This is a genomic window from Streptomyces sp. R21 (assembly GCF_041051975.1).
GTDB lineage: Bacteria > Actinomycetota > Actinomycetes > Streptomycetales > Streptomycetaceae > Streptomyces.
In genome coordinates this window covers 7,624,388-7,645,013 of record NZ_CP163435.1, presented here as the reverse complement: position 1 = coordinate 7,645,013, position 20,626 = coordinate 7,624,388, and the positions used below count along the sequence as shown (strand labels likewise).

Below are 20,626 nucleotides of genomic sequence, written 5' to 3'. Positions count from 1 at the left end.
GAGAGGCTGAGGCGGCGTGCGGGCCACTCTGCGCTGGGCGCACTCCGATCTGCGGACGCACCGTGGCGAGGCACTGTTCATCGTGCTCGCCACCGCGGGCATCGTCGCCTCGCTGCTGCTGGCCGCGGCGCTGTTCGGGTATGCGACCAACCCCTGGCAGCGGGTGTTCTCCCAGTCGCACGGCGCCCATGTGTGGATCCATACCGGCCCGTCGGCCGACGCGGCCCGCCTCGCGAGACTGGACGGCGTCGGATCGGTCGCCGGCCCGTATCCCACCGCCTCCGCCACGGTCGCTTCGCGCGGCACCCGCGCCTCCGTCGAGCTGCGCGGCACCGTCGAACCGCCCGCCATGGGGCGCCCGCTGCTGACCTCCGGCCATTGGCTCGACTCCGCCGCCCCGGACGGAGTGGTGCTGGAGAGCAGCCTGGCCCGCGCCCTGTGGGCCACCCCCGGGGACACCCTCACCCTGCCCGGCACCGGACGCACCCTCACCGTGCGGGGCGTCGCCGACAGCGCCGAGCCCCACTACCGCCCCGGGGAGCGGTCCGGGCTCGTCTGGGCCCTGCCCACCGCCGTGCACCGCACCGCCGGGAGCGGCGGCCAGGTCATCGGGCTGCGGCTGGACGATCCCGGGGACACGGACTACGCCATCCAGCGCGCCGTCACCGTCCTCGGCGCCGGAGCGGTCACCCAGGTGGCCGACTGGAAGCAGGCGCGGGCCGAGGCGCAGGGCGACAACCGGCTGCTCGGCCAGGTCCTCGGCCTGTTCGGGGTGGGCGCGCTGGTCGCCGCCGCGCTCGCCGTGCACGGCGCGATCGGCACCCGTATCCGCGGCCATCTGCGGGACATCTCGGTACTGAAGGCGATCGGGTTCACGCCCGGCCAGGTGGTGCGCATCTATCTGCTCCAACATGTGGCGTTCGCGCTGCTGGGCGCGGTGGTGGCCGCGTCGCTCACCCAGGCTCTGGGCAGCCGGGTCCCCGGCCGTCTCGGCGACGCGGTCGGGGTGTGGCAGGGGCTGCCGGGGCACACCGCGGTGCTGTTCGCGGTGCCCGTGACGGCGGTGCTGTTCATCGGCGCCACGACCGGTCTCGCCGCCTGGCGGGCCGGGCGGGTGACCCCGGTGCCGGTGCTGCGGGCCGCGGCGCCGCCCGGCGGGCGTCTGTCGGGTGTGGCGCGCCGGGCGCTCGGGGTGCGCGCGTTCGGGCTGCGGCTGTCGCCCGCGCTGGTCCTGGGCTGGCACAAGGCGTTCCCGCGGCGACCGCGCTCGCTGGCGACGGTGGCGCGGCTCGCGCTGCCGCTGCTGCTGATCGTGGTGGCGCTGAGCGCGTGGACCACCATCGACCGCTTCCAGAGCAGGCCCGAGCAGGTCGGCCTCGCCGCCGCGCTCACCGTACGGACCGACGAGAGCCTGGACGACGCGGCGGCACGGAAGCTGCTGGCCCGCGATCCGCGGATCGCCGCCGTCCACCCGGGGGTCGAGGTGGCGGCCCTGGTCCCGGGCCAGACGGGCACCATCGCGCTGCGTGGCCTCGGTACGCACGCGGACCCGTACCCGTTCTCACTGGCCGAAGGGCGTGCCGCAAGCGGACCCGACGAGGCGGTGGCCGGTCAAGGGCTGCTCGATCTGGTGGATGTGCGGGTCGGGGACTGGGTGCGGGTGACGGTCGGCGAGCGGCCACAGATCCTGCACATCGTGGGGCGCAGTCTGGAGCCGGAGAACGGCGGCCGGGTCATCTCCACCTCGCTCGACACCCTCCGCGAGAACGACCCGGACCTGCGGCCGACCCTCTACCAGCTCCAGCTGCGCCCCGGCGCGGACCCGCACCGGGTCGCCACCGGGCTCACGGCGGCCGGGCACGGACACGTCGACGTGCACGCGGTCACGAATCCGGCCGACGGGCTCTCGCCGCTGCGCGGGGTCGTGGTCGGGCTGATCGCCGTTCTGGCCCTGATCGGGCTGATCGAGCTGCTCACCGCGATCGGCGGCACCGTGCGCGAGGGCGAGCGGGATCTGCTGGCGCTGAAGGCGATCGGGCTGTCCCCGCGGCAGATCACCGCGATCACCATGACGTCGACCGGCTGCACGGCTCTCGCCGCGGTGCTGGTCGGGACCGTGCTGGGAGTGCCGCTGGGCCACTGGCTGATCGACTCCCAGGGGAGGTCGAGCGGCATCGGCGCCGGGATCGCTCAGGCTCCGTCCGTCGCCCTGCTGCTGCTCTTCGCGGCGGCCGCCGTGCTGGGCGCCACCGCGCTCGCGGCCCTGCCCGCGGCCCGCGCGGGCCGCCGCCGACTCGCGGACAATCTGAGCGCGGCGGCTTGAGTGCGATGACATGAGCGTGGTGGCTTGGGTTCAGCGCCTTGAATGCAGGGGCCTGAGTTCGGTCAGCCTCCGTACGGCCCCGGGCCGTAGGGTCCTTGGCCGTACGGGTTCGGCGGTGCCGGCGGCGCATAGGGGTTGCCCTGGGGGTGCGGCGCGTACGGATGTCCGGTGCCGTACGGATGCGCGGGCGGCGGGTACGGGTGTCCCTGCGGCGGCAGGAATCCGCCCGGGGGCGTGTACGCGGGGCGCGGCTGCGGCACGGTCGCGGGGTGGGCGGCCAGCCGGATCCCGTAGCGCCGCTTGAGCCGGCGCATCTCCAACAGGGCGATGGCCGTGACCGTCACGGGCGCCCCCAGGATGAAGACGATGCCCAGCGTGAGGCTGAGCCCGTGCAGGTCACCCGTGAGCAGGTCAGGAAGCGCCATCAGCCAAGTCGTGACCGTGGCGAGCAGCGGGGGCAGGCAGCGGTGGACGGCGGCCGTACCGAAGAAGTTCCCGGAGACCTGCACCGTTGCGTAGGCCAGCATGCCGGTCAGCCACATCGCCGTGAAGCCGAGCGGCACCAGCCAGAAGCCGCCGAGCGCCATCGTCCCCCACCACAGGAACACCGTCCCGACGACCGAGCCGATGAAGAACAGCAGCAGCTTGAGCGAGTTGAAGAGCGGCACCCGCATCTGGCGGACGGTCCCGGTGCGCCGCCACACGAAGAGCATCACGCCGACCGTCAGCGGCGTGAGGAACAGGACGACGACGGACGCCGTCAGCATGTTCGTCAGCACTTCTTCGAAGTTGAACTTGCGCTGCACGAAGGTGTAGACGCCGAAGGCCGCGACGGCTCCGGCGATGATGCGTGCCTTCTTGAGCTTGTCCACGGACGGGTCAACCGATTCCGGGATCCATGCCGGGTGGTAGAAGGCCTGCGCCACCTGCTTCGGCTGCAGGACCGACGCCACCGTCACTCTCTGGCTCATCCAACGCCCGCGTGCACCGGCCAACTTCCGCTCCCCCGAGTCGTCGCTTCGTGATCCTCGCGGATTTTACGGGAAGCGGACGGACTCATGCCGCCCGCTTCCTCTCCGTTCGGACGCTCTCTACCGGCCGCGCAGTTCCCGGTACTTGGCGACGAGTGCCTTCGTCGACGCGTCCAGGCCGGGCACGTCCTCGCCTTCCGTCAGCGCGGGCTCGACGCGCCTCGCGAGGACCTTGCCGAGCTCGACGCCCCACTGGTCGAAGGAGTCGATGTTCCACACGGCGCCCTGGACGAACACCTTGTGTTCGTAGAGGGCGATCAGCTGGCCGAGCACCGACGGGGTCAGCTCGCGCGCGAGGATCGTCGTCGTCGGGTGGTTGCCCTTGAACGTCTTGTGCGGCACCAGTTCCTCGGGCACACCCTCCCCGCGCACCTCGTCCGGGGTCTTGCCGAAGGCCAGCGCCTGGGTCTGTGCGAAGAAGTTCGCCATCAGCAGGTCGTGCTGGGCCACCAGCCCGGGCAGCAGGTCGGCGACCGGTTCGGCGAAGCCGATGAAGTCCGCCGGGATCAGCTTGGTGCCCTGGTGGATGAGCTGGTAGTAGGCGTGCTGCCCGTTGGTTCCTGGTGTGCCCCACACGACCGGGCCGGTCTGCCACTCCACCTCGCGCCCGTCCCGCCCCACGTACTTGCCGTTGGACTCCATGTCCAGCTGCTGCAAGTACGCGGTGAACTTGGACAGATAGTGCGAGTACGGCAGCACCGCGTGCGACTGGGCGTCGTGGAAGTTGCCGTACCAGATGCCCAACAGGCCCAGCAGCAGCGGCACGTTGGACTCGGCGGGCGCGGTGCGGAAGTGCTCGTCGACGAGGTGGAAGCCGTCGAGCATCTCCCGGAAGCGGTCCGGTCCGATGGCGATCATCAGGGACAGGCCGATCGCCGAGTCGTACGAGTACCGCCCGCCGACCCAGTCCCAGAACTCGAACATGTTGGCCGTGTCGATGCCGAAGTCGGCGACCTTCTCGGCGTTGGTCGACAGGGCCACGAAGTGCTGGGCGACGGCGTCCTGACCGGCCTTCAGCTCGGTCAGCAGCCAGTTGCGCGCCGATGTGGCGTTGGTGATCGTCTCGATGGTGGTGAAGGTCTTCGAGGCGATGACGAACAGCGTCTCGGACGCGTCCAGGTCGCGTACGGCCTCGTGCAGGTCCGCGCCGTCCACGTTCGACACGAAGCGGACGGTGAGGCCGCGGTCGGTGAACGAGCGCAGCGCCTCGTACGCCATCGCCGGGCCGAGGTCGGAGCCTCCGATACCGACGTTGACGATGTTCTTGATGCGCTTGCCGGTGTGCCCGGTCCACTCGCCGGAGCGGACGCGCTCGGCGAAGGCGGCCATCTTGTCGAGCACGGCGTGCACGGCCGGCACCACGTTCTCGCCGTCCACCTCGACCACGGCGTCCCGCGGGGCGCGCAGCGCGGTGTGCAACACGGCGCGGTCCTCGGTGGTGTTGATCTTCTCGCCGCGGAACATGGCGTCCCGCAGGCCGAACACGTCGGTGGCGGCGGCCAGGTCGCGCAGCAGCCGCAGCGTCTCGTCGGTGACCAACTGCTTGGAGTAGTCGACGTGCAGGTCACCGACCTGGAGCGTGTACCCCGAGCCGCGCCCCGGCTCGGCGGCGAACAGCTCGCGCAACTGCACCTCGCCGAGTTCTTCCCGGTGCTTGGCGAGAGCGGTCCATTCGGGCGTCTGGTTGAGCCTGGTACGGCTTTCTGCGTTCATCTCGGACTTCCGCCTTCTTTCCTGCGAGTGCTGCTGCGTACCTTGCCCCGCTGCCGGTCCCAACCTAATTGATCAGGACTTGACGTGAGCTGTCGTCACGCCGTCGTCCGGCTCAACAACAGATACGTCCGGCTTGAGCGCGGGTATCAGCGCGGTGACGGCGAGGACGAAGAACGCGGCGGCGAGCAGCGGAGGGGTGTTCAGGCCCCAGGCTGTGGCGGCCGCACCACCCAGCAGGGCGCCCACCGGTGCTCCGGCGACGGCGAGGGTACGGAAGGCCGAGCTGACGCGGCCGAGCATGTCGGCGGGGCTCCGCTCCTGCATGAGGGTCGTGGTGTTGACGTTCCACACCATGCCCATGAGACCGAAGACCGCCATGCTCGCGACCAGGGCGGGCAGGCTGCGCACCATGCCCATGACGACGAGCGCGCCGATCTGCACCGCGCCCGCGAGCAGTACGGCGCGCACCCTCCCGACGCGCGCCACGACCCGGCGGTTGGCAACTCCCCCGGCCAGGCTCCCGACCGGGTACGCCGTCATCACCGCCGCGTATCCCACGGTGCCCGCGTCCAGCCAGCCGGTGACCAGGAGCACCATCGTGGCGATGAGGGCGCCCATGCCGATGTTGCAGACCGCCGTGGCGACACACAGCCCGCGCAGAGCCCGGTCCCGCCACAGGGCGCCCAGTCCTGCCGTGATCTCCTGGCGCAGGGTGCTGCCCGCCGGTCTGGGCTCGCGCTCGGGCGCTCCGGTCCGCAGCGTGGCCACCAGCGCGGCGCCGGCGAAGAAGGTCACGGCGTCGGCCGCGAAGGGCACGGCCGTGCCCGCGGCGAGCAGCACGGGCACCACCGGCGCGGCCAGCAGGCCTCCGGCGACGCGCTGTCCCGTCATCAGGCGCGCGTTGGCGCTGCCCAGCGACTCCCGGTCGACCAGGGCGGGCAGCAGGGCGGTGGAGGCGTTGTCGAAGAGGGTCTGCAGGGTGGTGAGGGCGAAGGCGAGCGCGATCAGCAGGGCGATCGAGGCGTGCCCGAGGGCCACGGCAACCGCGAAGGCCGCCACCAGCAGACCCCGCACGGCGTCCACGCTCCACATGGCGCGCCGCTGGTCCACCCGGTCGGCGACGGCCCCGCCGAGCAGTCCGAAGATGATCCAGGGGAGATAGCCGCAGGCGGTGACGGAGGCGATGAGCAGCGGCTCGTCGGTCAGGGTCGCGGCCAGCAGAGGCAGCGCGGCGCCGCGCAGGGCGTCTCCGAAGCTGGAGAGCACGGCGGCACTCCACAGCCGCCCGAATCCCCCACGCCACGCGGGCGCCCGGACGTCCCGTACCTCGACCCTTGCCACAACTCCCCCTCCGGTTCCGCTGATTCAAGAACCGTAGAGGGCGCCACTGACAATGGGTCGCGGAGCGGGGAGGGGCCGCGCGAAACACCATCGGCCAGGCATCTGTGGATGCCCGGCCGATACTCGATTCCGCTTAGATCTCGCCCCGCAGTTTGGCGAGCGCCTCGGCGAGGATCGCCTCGCCGTCCGCGTCGCTGCGCCGTTCCCGTACGTACGCGAGGTGCGTCTTGTACGGCTCGGTGCGCGGCGGGTCCGGCGGGTTGTCCCGGTCCTGTCCGGCGGGGAAGCCGCAGCGCGGGCAGTCCCAGGTGTCGGGGACCTGCGCGTCGCTGGCGAAGCTGGGCACCGTCTCGTGCCCGTTGGAGCACCAGAAGGAGATGCGCAGCCGCGGCGCGGACTCGCCGCGCTCGGCCTCGCCCATCGGCCCCGCCCCGACCCGGCTTCCTCGGATCGCGTTGCCACTTGCCACGGTCGTAACTCCCTGCGTGATGGTGCCGCGAAACGAGTCGGCGTGACGCTTCGCTGCGAGCGCCTCAGTCTACGTAAGGCCCAACGCGCGTCCAGTGATTGGAGTTACACCCCCCGCACCTAGACGCAAGCCCCATGATAGGCCGCGCTTTACGTCGCGTACCGAACATGGGGCCTTACGTACGCAATATGCGTGCGCAATGTGCTGTTGTGCCGGTCTGGGTCGACCGATGTCGGCCGATGGTCAGTTGTTGACCTTCATCAGGATGCCCAGTACGACGATGCACGCGAACCAGAGCAGGCCGATCACCAGGGTGATGCGGTCGAGGTTGCGCTCGGCGACCGAGGAGCCGCCGACGGACGACTGCATGCCGCCACCGAACATGTCGGAGAGACCGCCGCCCTTCCCCTTGTGCATCAGCACCAGCAGCATCAGCAGCCCGCTGAAGACGATCAGGGCGATCGAGAACCCCAAAACCACGGCTGAACCAACTTCCTCGGAACCGGATGGACGACGGGGGCCCGGTGGCCACGCGGCACAGCCGCATGTGGAAAGGACACCAGACCCCCGCAAGGGTACGACGGATCGTCGCTACCGCATACTCACTGCTCGGCCTACTGGTCGCGGAAGCGGACGATCTTGACGAACTCGTCGGCGTCGAGCGAGGCGCCGCCGATGAGGGCGCCGTCGATGTCGGGCTTCGCCATGATCTCCGCGACGTTGCCGGACTTCACCGAGCCGCCGTACTGGATGCGGACCTTGTCGGCCAGCTCCTGCGAGTACAGGTCGGCGAGCTTGCCACGGATCGCCGCGCAGACCTCCTGCGCGTCGTCGGAACCGCAGACCTTGCCGGTGCCGATGGCCCAGACGGGCTCGTAGGCGATCACGATCGTCTCGGCCTGCTCGGCGGGGATGTCCTTGAGACCGCCTTCGACCTGCGCGAGTGTGTGGGTGACGTGGTTGCCCGCCTCGCGGACGTCCAACTCCTCGCCGACGCACAGGATCGGGGTCAGGCCGTGCTTGAAGGCGGCCTTGACCTTGGTGTTGACGACCTCGTCGGTCTCGGCGTGGTACTGCCGGCGCTCGGAGTGGCCGATCGCCACGTAGGTGCACTTGAGCTTGGACAGCATCGCGCCGGAGATCTCGCCGGTGTAGGCGCCGGAGTCCTGCGCCGAGATGTCCTGGGCGCCGTACTTGATCTTGAGCTTGTCGCCGTCGACCAGGGTCTGCACGGAGCGCAGGTCGGTGAAGGGCGGCAGGACGGCGACCTCTACGGCGTCGTAGTCCTTGTCGGCCAGGGCGAAGGCGAGCTTCTGGACATGGGCGATGGCCTCGAGGTGGTTGAGGTTCATCTTCCAGTTGCCCGCCATCAGCGGCGTACGAGTGGTCATACGGGGTCAGTCCTCCAGTGCGGCAAGGCCGGGGAGCGTCTTGCCCTCGAGGTATTCGAGGGAGGCGCCGCCGCCGGTCGAGATGTGGCCGAATGCGTTCTCGTCGAAGCCGAGCGTGCGCACGGCCGCGGCGGAGTCTCCGCCACCGACGACGGTGAAGCCGTTCGACTCGACGAGGGCCTGGGCGACCGCCTTGGTGCCCTCGGCGTAGTCGGGGTGCTCGAAGACGCCCATGGGGCCGTTCCAGAACACGGTCTCGGCGTCGGCGAGCTTTGCTGCGTACAGCGCACCGGTCTTCGGGCCGATGTCCAGGCCCAGCTGGCCCTCGGGCATCCGGTCCGCGTCGACCACGCTGTGCTCGGTGGCCGCCTTGGCCTTCAGGTCCGGGAATCCGGGGGCGACCACGACGTCGACGGGGAGCACCAGCTCGACGCCCTGCTTCTCGGCGCGCTCCATGTACTCGGTGACGGCCGGGAGCTGGTCCTCCTGCAGAAGGGAGGTGCCGACCTCGTACCCCTTCGCCTTGAGGAAGGTGAACGCCATGCCGCCGCCGATGAGCAGCCGGTCGGCCTTGCCGAGCAGCTCGTCGATGACGGCGAGCTTGTCGGAGACCTTGGAGCCGCCGAGCGCGACCACGTAGGGGCGCTTGACGTCCTCGGTGAGCTTTTTCAGGACGCCGACCTCGGTGGCGATGAGGTATCCCGCGTAGTGCGGAAGGCGCGCCGGGAGGTCGAAAACAGAGGCGTGCTTACGGTGCACCGCACCGAAACCGTCCCCTACGTAGACATCGGCCAGGGCGGCCAGCCGGTCGGCGAACTCGCCGCGCTCGGCGTCGTCCTTGGACGTCTCACCGGCGTTGAAGCGCAGGTTCTCGATGACCGCGACCTGGCCGGGCTGCAGGCCGTTCACCGCGTCGTGGGCGGCGGGGCCGACGGTGTCCTGGGCGAACGCGACCGGGGCGCCGAGGAGTTCGGCGAGACGTTCGGCGGCGGGGAGCAGCGAGAAGGCCGGGTCCGGGGCGCCCTTGGGGCGGCCCAGGTGCGAGGCGACGACCACCTTGGCGCCCGCGCCCGCGAGGGCCTTGACGGTGGGCAGGACGGCGCGGATACGGCCGTCGTCGGTGATGAGGCCGTCGGCCAGCGGCACGTTCAGGTCGGCGCGGACGAAGACCCGCTTGCCGTCCACGCCTTCGGCGAGCAGTTCGTCGATCGTCTTCATGCAGGGAACTCCTGAGGAGGGCTCGTGATGCTCTTGATCGTATGAGGGGCTGGTCTGCACGTGAGTCAGGGCTCGGGCAGCGCGTCCCTGCGCTGCCCGAGCCCTGCTCTCACATCAAGGTGCCTGCTCTGTCGATCAGAGCTGGTCGCCGACGAAGACCGTGAGGTCGACGAGGCGGTTGGAGTAGCCCCACTCGTTGTCGTACCAGCCGAGGATCTTCACCGAGTTGCCCTCCTGGACCATGGTCAGGGAGGAGTCGAAGGTGCAGGAGGCCGGGTCGCTGACGATGTCCGAGGAGACGATCGGGTCCTCGGTGTAGGCCAGGTAGCCCTTGAGGTCGCCGTCCTCGGAGGCCTTCTTGAACGCGGCGTTGACCTCGTCCTTGGTGACCTCGCGCTGGAGCGTCACGACGAGGTCGGTGGCGGAACCGGTCGGGACCGGGACACGCATCGCGATGCCGTCGAGCTTGCCCTTGAGCTGCGGGAGGACCAGGGCGGTGGCCTTGGCGGCACCGGTCGTGGTCGGAATGATGTTCTCGGCGGCGGCGCGGGCGCGACGCAGGTCCGAGTGCGGGAAGTCCAGGATGCGCTGGTCGTTGGTGTACGCGTGGACCGTCGTCATCAGGCCCTTGACGATGCCGAAGTTCTCGTCGAGAACCTTGGCCATCGGCGCCACACAGTTGGTGGTGCAGGAGGCGTTGGAGATGACGTGGTGGTTGGCCGCGTCGTACTTGTCCTGGTTGACACCCATCACGATGGTGATGTCCTCGTCCTTGGCCGGAGCCGAGATGAGGACCTTCTTGGCGCCGCCCGCGATGTGCTTCTCGGCGTCGGCCTTCTTGGTGAAGATGCCGGTCGACTCGATGACGATGTCGACGCCGAGGTCGCCCCACGGGATGTCGGCGGGGTTGCGCTCGGAGAGCACCTTGATGGTGTGTCCGTCGACGGTGATCGTGTCGGCGGTGTGCGACACCTCGGCCTTGAGACGGCCCAGGATGGTGTCGTACTTCAGGAGGTGTGCGGTGGTCGCGGTGTCACCCAGGTCGTTGACAGCCACGATCTCGATGTCAGCACCCTGCTCCAGCAGCGCGCGGAAGTAGTTACGACCGATGCGGCCAAAGCCGTTGATGCCTACGCGGATCGTCACGAAACCGATCTCCTCGTTGGTACGCCGGGTTCGACTCCGGCGAGCTGTATGGGATGTCCCCGACCGCCTACGACCCTACCTCCCTGAGGCCCCCTGGGTGACATCGAGATGCCCCATACACGGCGGGGCGTTCCGTACCCACCAGTAGGGTACGGAACGCCCCGCCTGTGCAGGAGACCGTCAGGCAGGAGTCAGCTCTGCAGGGCGGCCAGTGCCTTTCCGATCAGGGCCGTCCGGTCGGCCGCCGCGGTGACGTGCTCCAGGCCGAAGCCCAGCAGCACGGTGTCGCCCGTGGTGACCGCTCCGTACGTCTTGAAGAGCTCTCCGACGCGCGCCCAGTCCTTGAGCACGACCGGGCTGCCCGGGGGCGGCCCGGCGACGCTCCAGGCGCCGAGCGAGGTCTCGAAGCCCTCGGTCTGGGTGGCGGTGCCGCCCACGACGAGCGAGGCGTCGTCGGCGAGGACGCCGTGGCCGCCGGAGCCCGGGTCGGTGACGTAGCTCAAGGAGACCTCTACCGACTTCCCGGCGTACGCGCTCAGGTCGAAGTTGACCTGCTGCCAGCCGGTGGAGGCGCCCGTGAAGCTGTTCCAGGCGCCACTCGTGCCGGTGTTGGTGCATCCGGTGGCGTTCACGGTCAGATACCGCTTGAGCCAGGGGTGCTCACCCACGTAGAACCCGGCCTCGCACTCCGCGGGGACGGCCGTGCTGGTGGCGCCGCCCAGGTCGGGGAGCGTCGTCCAGTCGTCGGCGCCGGTGGTGTGGATCTCCAGGATCGCGTGGTCGTAGCCGGGCTCGGTGTCCCACAGGAGCTGGGAGCGGAGCTTCGGAGCGTCGGCCGCGGTGACACCGGTGAGGTCGATGGTGCGGGTGAGGCGCTTGTAGGCGTCGTCGGTGTGAACGGCGGCCGCCATGTAGGAGCCCGCGTAGGGCCCGTACGGGTTGACGGTCCCGGCGAACTGGCCCGCTCCGGCGCTCGCGAACTGCGGATACGTGGCGACGGGCAGCGAGTCCGAGGTGACGCTGAAGGTGCCCGCCGCGTTCAGCGGGTTGCCCGGCGCGTCGCCCAGCGCGCCCGTGAAGCCGCCGAGCTTCCCGGAGCCGGTGAATCCGGTGGCCCCGGCGGTGGACGTACGGGAGTAGGCGCCCAGGTAGTACTGGCTGAAGTCGTTCGAGAGGGTGCCGCCACCGAGGTCGACGGAGCCGCCGGCGCTCTCGCCCGCCTCGATCAGCTTGCCGCCCTCGTTGAGGAAGGCGCGCAGCTGGAGCTGGGTGGCGTTGCCCGGCCGGACCGCGCCGGTGTAGTGGACGACCGTCTTGAAGTGGTCGAGCACGCCGAGCGCGTCGGGGGCGCCCAGTGCGGCGACGTCCCAGACGAGGGGCTTCTTGCCGTTGGCCTTGAGCGCGTCCACGTAGGCCTGTGTCTGCGTGGCGGTCGCGCCCTCCTCGGCGACCACGAGTGTGTCGGCGCGCGGCCGCTCGGCCACCGTGTAGGTGAAGTGGGTGCTGGAGGTGGACTTGCCGCCCCGGGCCTTGCCGGTGAACCAGACCTCGACCTTGTCGCCCGGGTCGCCGTCCGTCACCTTGGCCCGGTACTCGTCGAAGTAGAGGTTGTCGGTGCCGCCGTAGGTCTCGCCGCCCTTCCAGGGCCGCAGCGTCGCGTCGTGCGTACGGCCGCCGTTGACGCGGTACTTGAGCTCCTTGTTGCGTACGGACTTGCGTACGACGACGGAGACCTCCTGGTCGGCGCCGCGGGAGTACGACGTCGTGAAGGTGGCCGGGGTGAAGTCGGGTGCGTCGATGCCGACCGAGGAGGACGGCTTGTCGGGGTGTCCGGCGGTCTCGGCGACCGAGAGCGCGAACGGGATGTTCTTCTCGAACTCCTGCTTGATCAGCTTCTCGTCGTCCGGGAAGGTGAAGACCGAGGCGCAGTCGGCCGCGTTCCAGGCGTCGCCCGGGTCGAGGTTCGACGCGGTCTGGCAGGTCGACATCTCGGGGGTGAACATCGCCATGCCGTTGACGTTGCCCGCGTGGCCGTCCGCCTCGCCGTTGGTGGTGTAGAGCTCGGAGGAGATCTGGGGGTGGTAGCCGGGGACCGCCGAGTTCTCCGGGGTGCCGGCGAGCGCCTTGTAGAGCACGTCGTCCGGGCTCGGCGTGGCCACCTGCCAGCCCACTCCGTAGAGGAGGAGTTCGGCGGCGGAGTGGTAGTTGATGCCGTACTTGAAGCCGATGCGCTTCTCGAAGGCATCGAGGGCCTTGGTCTCGGGCTCGGAGCTCGGGCTCGCGCCGCGGTAGGTCTCGCTGGTGGGGTTGGGGGACGAACCCTCGTCGTCGTAGCCCCACTTGTAGGCGAAGTTGCGGTTCAGGTCGACGCCGTCGCCGGTGGTGATGGTGCCGTCGCCGTTGATGTCCCGCAGGTTCTTGCGCCACTGGCGGGCAGTGGCGTCCTTGAACGTGTAGTCGTAGCCGTCGGGGTTGGCCGACAGCACGAACCACAGTTCGGTGGAGTCGACGATCTTCTTGATGCGTTTGTTCGTCGCGTAGTTGTCCAGGTAGTAGTGCATCAGGCGCCGTGTCATCTCGGGCGTGATCCACTCGCGCGCGTGCTGGTTGGACATGTACAGCACTGCGGGTTTGGCGCCGTCCTTGGTCTTCCTCGCGCCCTTGGTCAGTTTGAGCGCGAGGATGTCCTGGCCGTTGACCGTCTTGCCGATGGAGACGACCTTGGTGAGGTCGGGGTGGGCCGCACCGGTCTTGACGATCTCCTCCTGGAGATTGCCCTTGCCGCTGTACGGGCGGAACACGCCCTGCGCCGCGTCGTCCACGCGCGCCTCGGCCTTGGCCGAAAGGGTGTGCTCGGTGAGTTCGACGCCCTGCTTCTCCAGCTTGTGGGCCTGCTTGTCGGTCAGATAGACCTCGACGTCGGCCGTGCCCTTCTCCGGCGCCTGTTCGCCGAGTTCATGGCCGTCCTGCCCGGCCGCGAGCAGCAGGGGTATCTGCTGCTTCGTGACCTCGGCGCGGAACACCTTGACGGCGTCCGCGTCGGGCTTGGGTGCACGTGCGCCCTCCGCGTGGGCGAGCGGCGCCATGCCCGCCCCGCCCACCATGAGTGCACACGCAGCGAGGATCGCTCTCGCTCTTCGTCTCATGAGCCCCCCTTGCACTTGTCCGCCACAGCAGCGAACAGATGCCAGGCTCATGACACTTCATGGTCAAGTCAAGAGCGCCTCAAGGACAGCCAAACGCCGGTGCCGACGTCCCAAGTGGGTGTCGGCACCGGCGTGTTGAGAGTCCTGCGGTGGTGAGCTGAGCTGTTGTCAGCCGACCATGTTGTCGGCCATGTCCTCGGTCAGGTTGGACTCCGTACCCGGAATGCCCAGGTCCTGGGCCCGCTTGTCGGCCATGGCCAGCAGGCGGCGGATGCGCCCGGCGACGGCGTCCTTGGTCAGCGGCGGGTCGGCGAGCGCGCCCAGCTCCTCCAGGGAGGCCTGCTTGTGGTCCATGCGCAGGCGTCCGGCGGCCGCGAGATGCTCCGGGACCTCGTCGGCGAGGATCTCCAGGGCTCGCTGCACGCGGGCCCCGGCGGCGACCGCCGCGCGGGCCGAGCGGCGCAGGTTGGCGTCGTCGAAGTTGGCGAGACGGTTCGCCGTGGCGCGGACCTCGCGGCGCATCCGCCGCTCCTCCCAGGCGAGCACCGACTCGTGCGCGCCGAGGCGGGTGAGCAGCGCGCCGATCGCGTCGCCGTCCCGGACGACCACGCGGTCCACACCGCGCACCTCGCGGGCCTTCGCGGCGATCGAGAGCCGGCGGGCGGCGCCGACCAGCGCGAGCGCGGCCTCCGGGCCCGGGCAGGTGACCTCCAGGGAGGAGGAGCGGCCGGGCTCGGTCAGCGAGCCGTGTGCCAGGAAGGCCCCGCGCCAGGCGGCCTCCGCGTCGCAGGTGGCCCCCGAGACCACCTGCGGGGGCAGCCCGCGGATCGGACGGCCACGGCCGTCGACGAGCCCGGTCTGGCGGGCCAGCTGGTCACCGCCCGCGACCACGCGGACGACATAGCGGGAGCCGCGGCGCAGTCCGCCGGGCGCCATCACGATCAGTTCCGAACTGTGGCCGAAGATCTCCAGGATGTCCCGCTTGAGCCGCCGGGCCGCCATCGCCGTGTCCAGCTCCGCCTCGATCACAATGCGCCCGCTCACCAGGTGAAGGCCGCCCGCGAACCGCAGAATGGCGGAGACCTCCGCCTTCCTGCAGCAGGTCCGGGTGACGGGGAGCCGGGAGATCTCGTCCTTCACCGCTGCCGTCATCGCCATGGGCCGATCCTTCCATGCATCCGAAAAATACGGTCGTACGCGGCGGCCAACAGCTCCGGGTCGTGCCGCGGAGATCCGTCGGTCCGGGCCACCGGCGCCAGCTCGACCGCCGCTCCGAACCGCTTGGCGGCGTCCGTGAGCGACTCCAGGTCGGGCACGGCGGCCTCGTCGGCCAGCACCACGTCCAGGGCGAGTTTAGGGGCGTGTCGTCCCAAAACCTCCAAATGACGCTGCGGAGAGAAGCCATCGGTTTCTCCGGGCTGCGGGGCGAGGTTCAGTGAGAGCACCCGGCGCGCCTTCGTCTGGGTGAGGGCGTCGAGCAGCTCGGGCACCAGAAGGTGCGGGATCACCGAGGAGAACCAGGAGCCGGGGCCGAGCACCACCCAGTCCGCGTCGAGGACCGCTTCGACGGCCTCCGGCACGGCGGGCGGGTCGTGCGGGACCACGTGCACGGACTGCACCTCGCCGGGCGTGAGCGCCACGGTGGCCTGGCCGCGCACGGTGTCCACGTCGTCCGGCCGGTCCGGGTCGTGGCCCTTGACCAGCGCCTGGAGCTCCAGGGGTACGGCGGACATGGGCAGCACGCGGCCGTGCGCGCCCAGCAGCCTGCCGACCAGGTCCAGGGCCTGGACGTGGTCGCCGAGCTGCTCCCACAGGGCGACGATCAGCAGGTTGCCGACCGCGTGCTCGTGCAGGTCGCCCTGGGACTGGAAGCGGTGCTGGATGACGCGGGCCCAGGTCTGGCCCCAGTCGTCGTCGCCGCACAGCGCGGCCAGCGCCTTGCGCAGGTCGCCGGGCGGCAGCACGCCCAGCTCGTCGCGCAGGCGCCCGCTGGAGCCGCCGTCGTCGGCCACGGTGACGACGGCTGTGAGGTCGCCGGTGATCCGGCGCAGGGCGGCGAGCGAGGCGGACAGGCCCATGCCGCCGCCGAGCGCGACGACCTTGGGCTGGGTGCCGCGGCGGCGCGGCTTCCCGCCGCGCGCCTCGGCGGGCCTGCCCGCGCGCCCCTCAAGGGTCACGCGGCGCAGCCTGCTCAGCCGCAGAGCGGCACGTTCGGTCATTCGCGGCCCATGTCCCTGTGCACCACCACGGTCTCCACGCCCTGGGAGGCGAGACGGGCGGCGAGCTTCTCGGAGGTGGCCACCGAGCGGTGCTTGCCGCCGGTGCAGCCGACCGCGATGGTCACATAGCGCTTGCCCTCGCGCCGGTATCCGGCGGCGATGAGCTGGAGCAGCTCGGCGTAGCGGTCGAGGAACTCCTTGGCGCCGGGCTGGTTGAAGACGTAGGCGGACACCTCTTCGTTGAGGCCGGTGAAGGGGCGCAGCTCCGGGACCCAGTGCGGGTTGGGCAGGAAGCGCATGTCCACCACCAGGTCGGCGTCGACCGGGAGGCCGTACTTGAAGCCGAAGGACATGACGGTGGCCCGCAGCTCGGGCTCCTCCTCGCCGGCGAACTGGGCGTCCATCTTGGCGCGCAGCTCGTGCACGTTCAGGCTGGAGGTGTCGATGACCAGGTCGGCGTCGCCGCGCAGCTCACGCAGCAGCTCGCGCTCGGCGTCGATGCCGTCGACGATGCGGCCGTCGCCCTGGAGGGGGTGCGGGCGGCGCACCGACTCGAAGCGGCGCACCAGGGCCTCGTCGGAGGACTCCAGGAAGACGATCCGCCGGGTGACGTTCTTGGACTCCAGGTCGGCGAGCGACTCGCGGAGGTTGTCGAAGAAGCGCCGTCCGCGGACGTCGACGACGACCGCGATGCGCGCCACGTTGCCCTGGGAGCGGGCGCCGAGCTCCACCATGGTGGGGATCAGCGCGGGCGGCAGGTTGTCGACGACGAACCAGCCGAGGTCCTCCAGGCACTTGGCGGCCGTCGAACGGCCCGCTCCGGACATCCCGGAGATGATCACCAGCTCGGGAATGGCCGCGTCGGGCACTCCGGCCGTCTCCACTGTCGTATCTCCCTGCGCGTCCTGCGCCCCGCCCGTGCCTTCGCCGGCCTGCGGTTCCTGCGGCTCCTGCGGCTGTGGTTCTTGTTCCTGCTGCGCGTTCTCGTTCATGTCTCCTGCCCCCGTCGCTCGTCCGGGGCTCCCGCGGTCACGGGTGCCCCCTCGGAACCCGCCGTCGTCTCGGGTTCGTCGTCTTCCATGATCTCTCCAGTCGCCGTGTTCACGGCGGGCGCGGGCGGAGCCGCCTGGGCGAGGGCCGCGGCGATGGTCTCGGCCGTCTTGCGGCCTATACCGGGAACCTCGCAGATCTGGTCGATTGTCGCGGATCGCAGCTTTTTCACCGAACCGAAGTGCTTGATCAGCGCCTGTTTACGAGTCTCGCCGAGTCCCGGTACGTCATCCAGGGGGCTCGCCCGGAAGCGCTTGGCCCGCTTGGCTCGCTGGTAGGTGATCGCGAAGCGGTGGGCCTCGTCGCGGACGCGCTGGAGGAGGTAGAGGCCCTCACTGGTGCGCGGCAGGACCACGGGGTCGTCCTCGTCGGGCAGCCAGACCTCCTCCAGGCGCTTGGCAAGGCCGCAGACGGCGATGTCGTCGATACCGAGCTCGTCGAGGGCCTTCTTGGCGGCTGCCACCTGCGGCTGACCGCCGTCGACGACCACGAGCTGCGGCGGGTAGGCGAAGCGCTTGGGGCGGCCGTCGTCGTCCTTCAGCTCCTCCGGCTCCCCGTCGGCCCACTCGCCGGTCTTCTCCTTGTCGGCGAGGTAGCGCCGGAATCGGCGGGTGATCACCTCGTGCATGGAGCGGACGTCGTCCTGGCCCTCGAAGCCCTTGATCTGGAAGCGCCGGTACTCGCTCTTGCGCTGCAGGCCGTCCTCGAAGACGACCATCGACGCCACGACGTCGTCGCCCTGGAGGTGCGAGATGTCGTAGCACTCGATCCTGAGGGGGGCGCTGTCCAGGTCGAGGGCCTCGGAGATCTCCTCCAGCGCGCGCGAGCGGGTGGTCAGGTCGGAGGCGCGCTTGGTCTTGTGCAGGCCGAGCGCCTGGAGCGCGTTGCGCTGCACGGTCTCCATGAGCGCCTTCTTGTCGCCGCGCTGCGGGATGCGCAGGGACACGTTGGACCCGCGGCGCGCGGTGAGCCACTCCTGGACCGGCTCGAGGGGGTCGGGCAGGGCCGGGACGAGCACCTCCTTGGGGACGGAGTCGCCCGTCTCCTCTCCATAGAGCTGCTGCAACGCGTGCTCGACCAGGCCGGCGGTGGTGACGGCCTCCACCTTGTCGGTGACCCAGCCGCGCTGGCCGCGCACCCGGCCGCCGCGTACGTGGAAGATCTGCACGGCCGCTTCCAGCTCGTCCTCGGCGACGGCGATCAGATCGGCGTCGGTCGCGTCGGCGAGCACCACCGCGCTCTTCTCCATGGCCTTCTTCAGGGCCTCGATGTCGTCGCGCAGGCGGGCCGCCCGCTCGTACTCCATCTCCTCGGCCGCGTCCGTCATCTGCTTCTCGAGGCGGCGGATGTACGTGCCCGTGCGTCCGGCCATGAAGTCGCAGAACTCCTCGGCCAGATCCCGGTGTTCGTCGGCGGTGACGCGCTCGACGCAGGGAGCGGAGCACTTGCCGATGTAACCGAGCAGGCAGGGACGGCCAGTGCGGGCGGCGTTCTTGAACACGCCGGCGGAGCAGGTGCGCACGGGGAAGACGCGCAGCAGCAGGTCGACGGTGTCGCGGATCGCCCACGCGTGGCCGTACGGACCGAAGTAGCGCACGCCTTTGCGCTTGTGGCCGCGCATCACCTGCACGCGCGGGAACTCCTCGTTCATCGTCACCGCGAGGTACGGATAGCTCTTGTCGTCGCGGTACTTGACGTTGAACCGGGGGTCGAACTCCTTGATCCAGGAGTACTCCAGCTGAAGCGCCTCGACCTCCGTGGACACCACGGTCCACTCCACCGACGAGGCCGTGGTGACCATCGTGCGGGTGCGCGGGTGGAGGTTCGCCAGGTCCTGGAAGTAATTGGCCAGGCGCTGGCGCAGACTCTTCGCCTTCCCGACGTAGATCACCCGGCGGTGGTCGTCGCGGAATTTGTAGACCCCGGGAGAGTCCGGGATCTGTCCCGGCCTGGGGCGGTAGCTGGAGGGGTCGGCCATGTCACACACCCTACTGGCGAGCGCTGACACCGCGTCGGCCTCCCGGGTGCCCTGTGGACAGAGCCGTACGGACCGACGGCGAAAGCTGTAGTAGGGCCTAGCAGGACTCCAGGAACCTCAGTACGGCGCGGACCCGGCGGTGGTCGTCCGGCTCCTCCTGGAGGTGCAGTTCCCCAGGATGCTGCGCACATGCTTCTCGACGGTGCCCTCGGTGACCCACAGGCGGCGGCCGATGCCGGCGTTGGAGCGGCCCTCGGCCATCAGCGCCAGCACCTCACGCTCCCGGGAGCTGAGGAAGGACAGCGGGTCGTCGCGGTGCCGGGCCGAGACGAGTTCCGCGACCAGCGAGGGGTCGACGACCGAACCGCCCCGGCGGATCCGGTCGAGCGTCTCGATGAACGCCGACAGGACGAGGATGCCGGTGGCGGGATGGCGCTCGCGGATGGTGCGGGCCACCTCCAGGCCCTCCGTGGAGTGGTTCGGCGGCATCCTTATGTCGATGATCGCGAGGTCCGGGCGTTCACCGGTGACCAGTTCCAGGAGACCGGCGGCGTCGCCGGCCTGGCCCACCACTTCGTAGCCGACGCGTTCGCACAGGCTCGCCAGCCCCTCTCTGAGCAGGACGTCGTCGTCGGCGAGCACCACCCGCCCCCGCTCGGACTGCTGCGCTGCGTCCATCGCTCCCTCCGGCCCCTGTCCGCTGTGCCCGACCCCCGGCCTGCCGTGCGCGGCCTCCGGGACGGGGAACTTATGGCTAGCCGGAAGCGTGGTTGGGGGCTGGCCGTGACGACACCGGGACGTTTCGCGGGGATGCTGGAAGCAGTGCGGATGCAGGTGGGCCGTCGCCTCGGGGCGAGGGGCGACGATCATCGGGCGAAAGGCTGCGGGAGATGCGGCGGACACGGATCGAGAAGCCACGGCGAGGGGTCCGTGTCCGCCGTGACACGGACGACACGCTCTCCCTCAGTGCCCTCCTGGACCCGCGGGACCCGGAGATCGTGCGCGCCAAGCGCCACCCGGACGCCCGGCGCGGCGGGAACACCCGCCACTAGACCCTGACGACTACCTCCCCCTCCTGGCGGTCACGCCTGCGTCCACGGCTCGCTCAGCGGCAGCCGTACGTCCAGGGTCGTGCCCCGGCCCGGCGGGCTGGTGACGGTCAGATGGCCGCCGATCGCCTCGACACGGTCGGTGAGCCCGACGAGCCCCGAGCCGCGGCCGGGCTCCGCTCCCCCGACGCCGTCGTCGCGGACGGTCAGCTCCAGGGCGCCGTCGACGATCCGGGCCGCCACGTCCACCACGGTGGCACGCGCGTGCTTGGCGGCGTTGGTGAGGCACTCCGAGGTCACGTAGTAGGCGGCCACCTCCAGCGGTTCGGGCAGGCAGAGCTCCGGCAGTTGCAGCGCGAGTTCCACGGGTACGGCGGCGCGGCGGGCGAGGGCGCGCAGCGCGGGGAGCGGCTTCGAGCTGGCGGAGCGGCTCGCACGCAGCGTCTCCTCCGTCATCGTCCTCATCTCCACACACCCTCAGGAGGACCTCCAGGAGCTCGTGGCCGCCAGCCCGGTCCGCGGCTTCCTGCACAAGTCCTTGCTGTCCGAGCG

15 protein-coding genes and 2 pseudogenes are annotated in these 20,626 nt (G+C 70.3%); 2 read left to right on the top strand and 15 right to left on the bottom strand.

Annotation, left to right across the window (positions count from 1 at the left end):
* Positions 1–16 precede the first annotated feature (16 nt).
* The gene (locus AB5J56_RS33950) at positions 17–2,323 is read left to right on the top strand and encodes an FtsX-like permease family protein (RefSeq protein ID WP_369238359.1); all 2,307 of its coding nucleotides are present in this window, start codon (positions 17–19) and stop codon (positions 2,321–2,323) included.
* Between the two features lie 62 nt (positions 2,324–2,385).
* Here AB5J56_RS33950 and AB5J56_RS33945 read toward each other — a convergent pair whose 3' ends face one another.
* From AB5J56_RS33945 to AB5J56_RS33880, 14 genes and pseudogenes are all read right to left on the bottom strand, one after another.
* Positions 2,386–3,294, bottom strand: a complete 909-nt coding sequence (locus AB5J56_RS33945) for a hypothetical protein (protein WP_369238358.1) — start codon at positions 3,292–3,294, stop codon at positions 2,386–2,388.
* Positions 3,295–3,414: 120 nt separating this feature from the next.
* A complete protein-coding gene (pgi, locus tag AB5J56_RS33940) occupies positions 3,415–5,067 on the bottom strand; it encodes a glucose-6-phosphate isomerase (RefSeq protein ID WP_369238356.1) in 1,653 nt (550 codons plus the stop codon).
* Between the two features lie 72 nt (positions 5,068–5,139).
* A complete protein-coding gene (locus tag AB5J56_RS33935; RefSeq protein ID WP_369238354.1) occupies positions 5,140–6,408 on the bottom strand; it encodes an MFS transporter in 1,269 nt (422 codons plus the stop codon).
* A 133-nt stretch (positions 6,409–6,541) separates the two neighbouring features.
* Complete coding sequence (locus AB5J56_RS33930) at positions 6,542–6,877, bottom strand: RNA polymerase-binding protein RbpA (protein ID WP_078077905.1); 336 nt, start codon at positions 6,875–6,877, stop codon at positions 6,542–6,544.
* A gap of 243 nt (positions 6,878–7,120) precedes the next feature.
* A complete protein-coding gene (gene secG, locus AB5J56_RS33925) occupies positions 7,121–7,351 on the bottom strand; it encodes a preprotein translocase subunit SecG (RefSeq protein WP_356144966.1) in 231 nt (76 codons plus the stop codon).
* Positions 7,352–7,491: 140 nt separating this feature from the next.
* The gene (gene tpiA / locus AB5J56_RS33920) at positions 7,492–8,268 is read right to left on the bottom strand and encodes a triose-phosphate isomerase (protein WP_369238351.1); all 777 of its coding nucleotides are present in this window, start codon (positions 8,266–8,268) and stop codon (positions 7,492–7,494) included.
* 6 nt (positions 8,269–8,274) lie between these two features.
* Positions 8,275–9,486: a phosphoglycerate kinase gene (pgk, locus tag AB5J56_RS33915; RefSeq protein ID WP_369238349.1), complete on the bottom strand. Its 1,212-nt coding sequence runs from the start codon at positions 9,484–9,486 to the stop codon at positions 8,275–8,277.
* Positions 9,487–9,621: 135 nt separating this feature from the next.
* Positions 9,622–10,632, bottom strand: a complete 1,011-nt coding sequence (gap, locus tag AB5J56_RS33910) for a type I glyceraldehyde-3-phosphate dehydrogenase (RefSeq protein ID WP_369238347.1) — start codon at positions 10,630–10,632, stop codon at positions 9,622–9,624.
* A gap of 191 nt (positions 10,633–10,823) precedes the next feature.
* Positions 10,824–13,778, bottom strand: a complete 2,955-nt coding sequence (locus AB5J56_RS33905; RefSeq protein ID WP_369238345.1) for a M14 family zinc carboxypeptidase — start codon at positions 13,776–13,778, stop codon at positions 10,824–10,826.
* 168 nt (positions 13,779–13,946) lie between these two features.
* Positions 13,947–14,936, bottom strand: coding sequence for a DNA-binding protein WhiA (whiA, locus tag AB5J56_RS33900; protein WP_369238343.1), 990 nt, complete (start codon positions 14,934–14,936; stop codon positions 13,947–13,949).
* Positions 14,927–15,997, bottom strand: coding sequence for a uridine diphosphate-N-acetylglucosamine-binding protein YvcK (yvcK, locus tag AB5J56_RS33895; protein ID WP_369238341.1), 1,071 nt, complete (start codon positions 15,995–15,997; stop codon positions 14,927–14,929). The genes whiA and yvcK overlap by 10 nt, the downstream gene beginning before the upstream one ends.
* Positions 15,994–16,989 carry an RNase adapter RapZ gene (rapZ, locus tag AB5J56_RS33890; RefSeq protein ID WP_369238339.1) on the bottom strand — a complete coding sequence of 332 codons (996 nt, stop codon included), beginning with the start codon at positions 16,987–16,989 and terminating at the stop codon, positions 15,994–15,996. The genes yvcK and rapZ overlap by 4 nt, the downstream gene beginning before the upstream one ends.
* Entirely contained in the window at positions 16,986–19,025 is a 2,040-nt protein-coding gene (gene uvrC, locus AB5J56_RS33885) for an excinuclease ABC subunit UvrC (protein WP_369238337.1), read from the bottom strand. Before uvrC ends, rapZ begins: the two co-directional genes overlap by 4 nt.
* 97 nt (positions 19,026–19,122) lie before the next feature.
* Positions 19,123–19,703: pseudogene (locus tag AB5J56_RS33880) on the bottom strand (response regulator transcription factor).
* Positions 19,704–19,915: 212 nt separating this feature from the next.
* On the opposite strand from AB5J56_RS33880, the gene AB5J56_RS33875 reads away from it, so the two are divergent.
* Positions 19,916–20,077 carry a hypothetical protein gene (locus AB5J56_RS33875; protein WP_369238335.1) on the top strand — a complete coding sequence of 54 codons (162 nt, stop codon included), beginning with the start codon at positions 19,916–19,918 and terminating at the stop codon, positions 20,075–20,077.
* Between the two features lie 30 nt (positions 20,078–20,107).
* On the opposite strand, the pseudogene AB5J56_RS33870 reads toward AB5J56_RS33875, so the two are convergent.
* A pseudogene (locus tag AB5J56_RS33870) lies at positions 20,108–20,479 on the bottom strand (sensor histidine kinase); the annotation flags it as partial.
* Between the last annotated feature and the right edge of the window lie 147 nt (positions 20,480–20,626).

Coding starts and splice junctions, on each gene's coding strand:
- AB5J56_RS33945 (WP_369238358.1), bottom strand. CDS start 3,294: ATGAGCCAGAGAGTGACGGTGGCGTCGGTCCTGCAGCCGAAGCAGGTG.
- pgi (WP_369238356.1), bottom strand. CDS start 5,067: ATGAACGCAGAAAGCCGTACCAGGCTCAACCAGACGCCCGAATGGACC.
- tpiA (WP_369238351.1), bottom strand. CDS start 8,268: ATGACCACTCGTACGCCGCTGATGGCGGGCAACTGGAAGATGAACCTC.
- pgk (WP_369238349.1), bottom strand. CDS start 9,486: ATGAAGACGATCGACGAACTGCTCGCCGAAGGCGTGGACGGCAAGCGG.
- AB5J56_RS33905 (WP_369238345.1), bottom strand. CDS start 13,778: ATGAGACGAAGAGCGAGAGCGATCCTCGCTGCGTGTGCACTCATGGTG.
- whiA (WP_369238343.1), bottom strand. CDS start 14,936: ATGGCGATGACGGCAGCGGTGAAGGACGAGATCTCCCGGCTCCCCGTC.
- yvcK (WP_369238341.1), bottom strand. CDS start 15,997: ATGACCGAACGTGCCGCTCTGCGGCTGAGCAGGCTGCGCCGCGTGACC.
- rapZ (WP_369238339.1), bottom strand. CDS start 16,989: ATGAACGAGAACGCGCAGCAGGAACAAGAACCACAGCCGCAGGAGCCG.
- uvrC (WP_369238337.1), bottom strand. CDS start 19,025: ATGGCCGACCCCTCCAGCTACCGCCCCAGGCCGGGACAGATCCCGGAC.
- AB5J56_RS33875 (WP_369238335.1), top strand. CDS start 19,916: ATGCGGCGGACACGGATCGAGAAGCCACGGCGAGGGGTCCGTGTCCGC.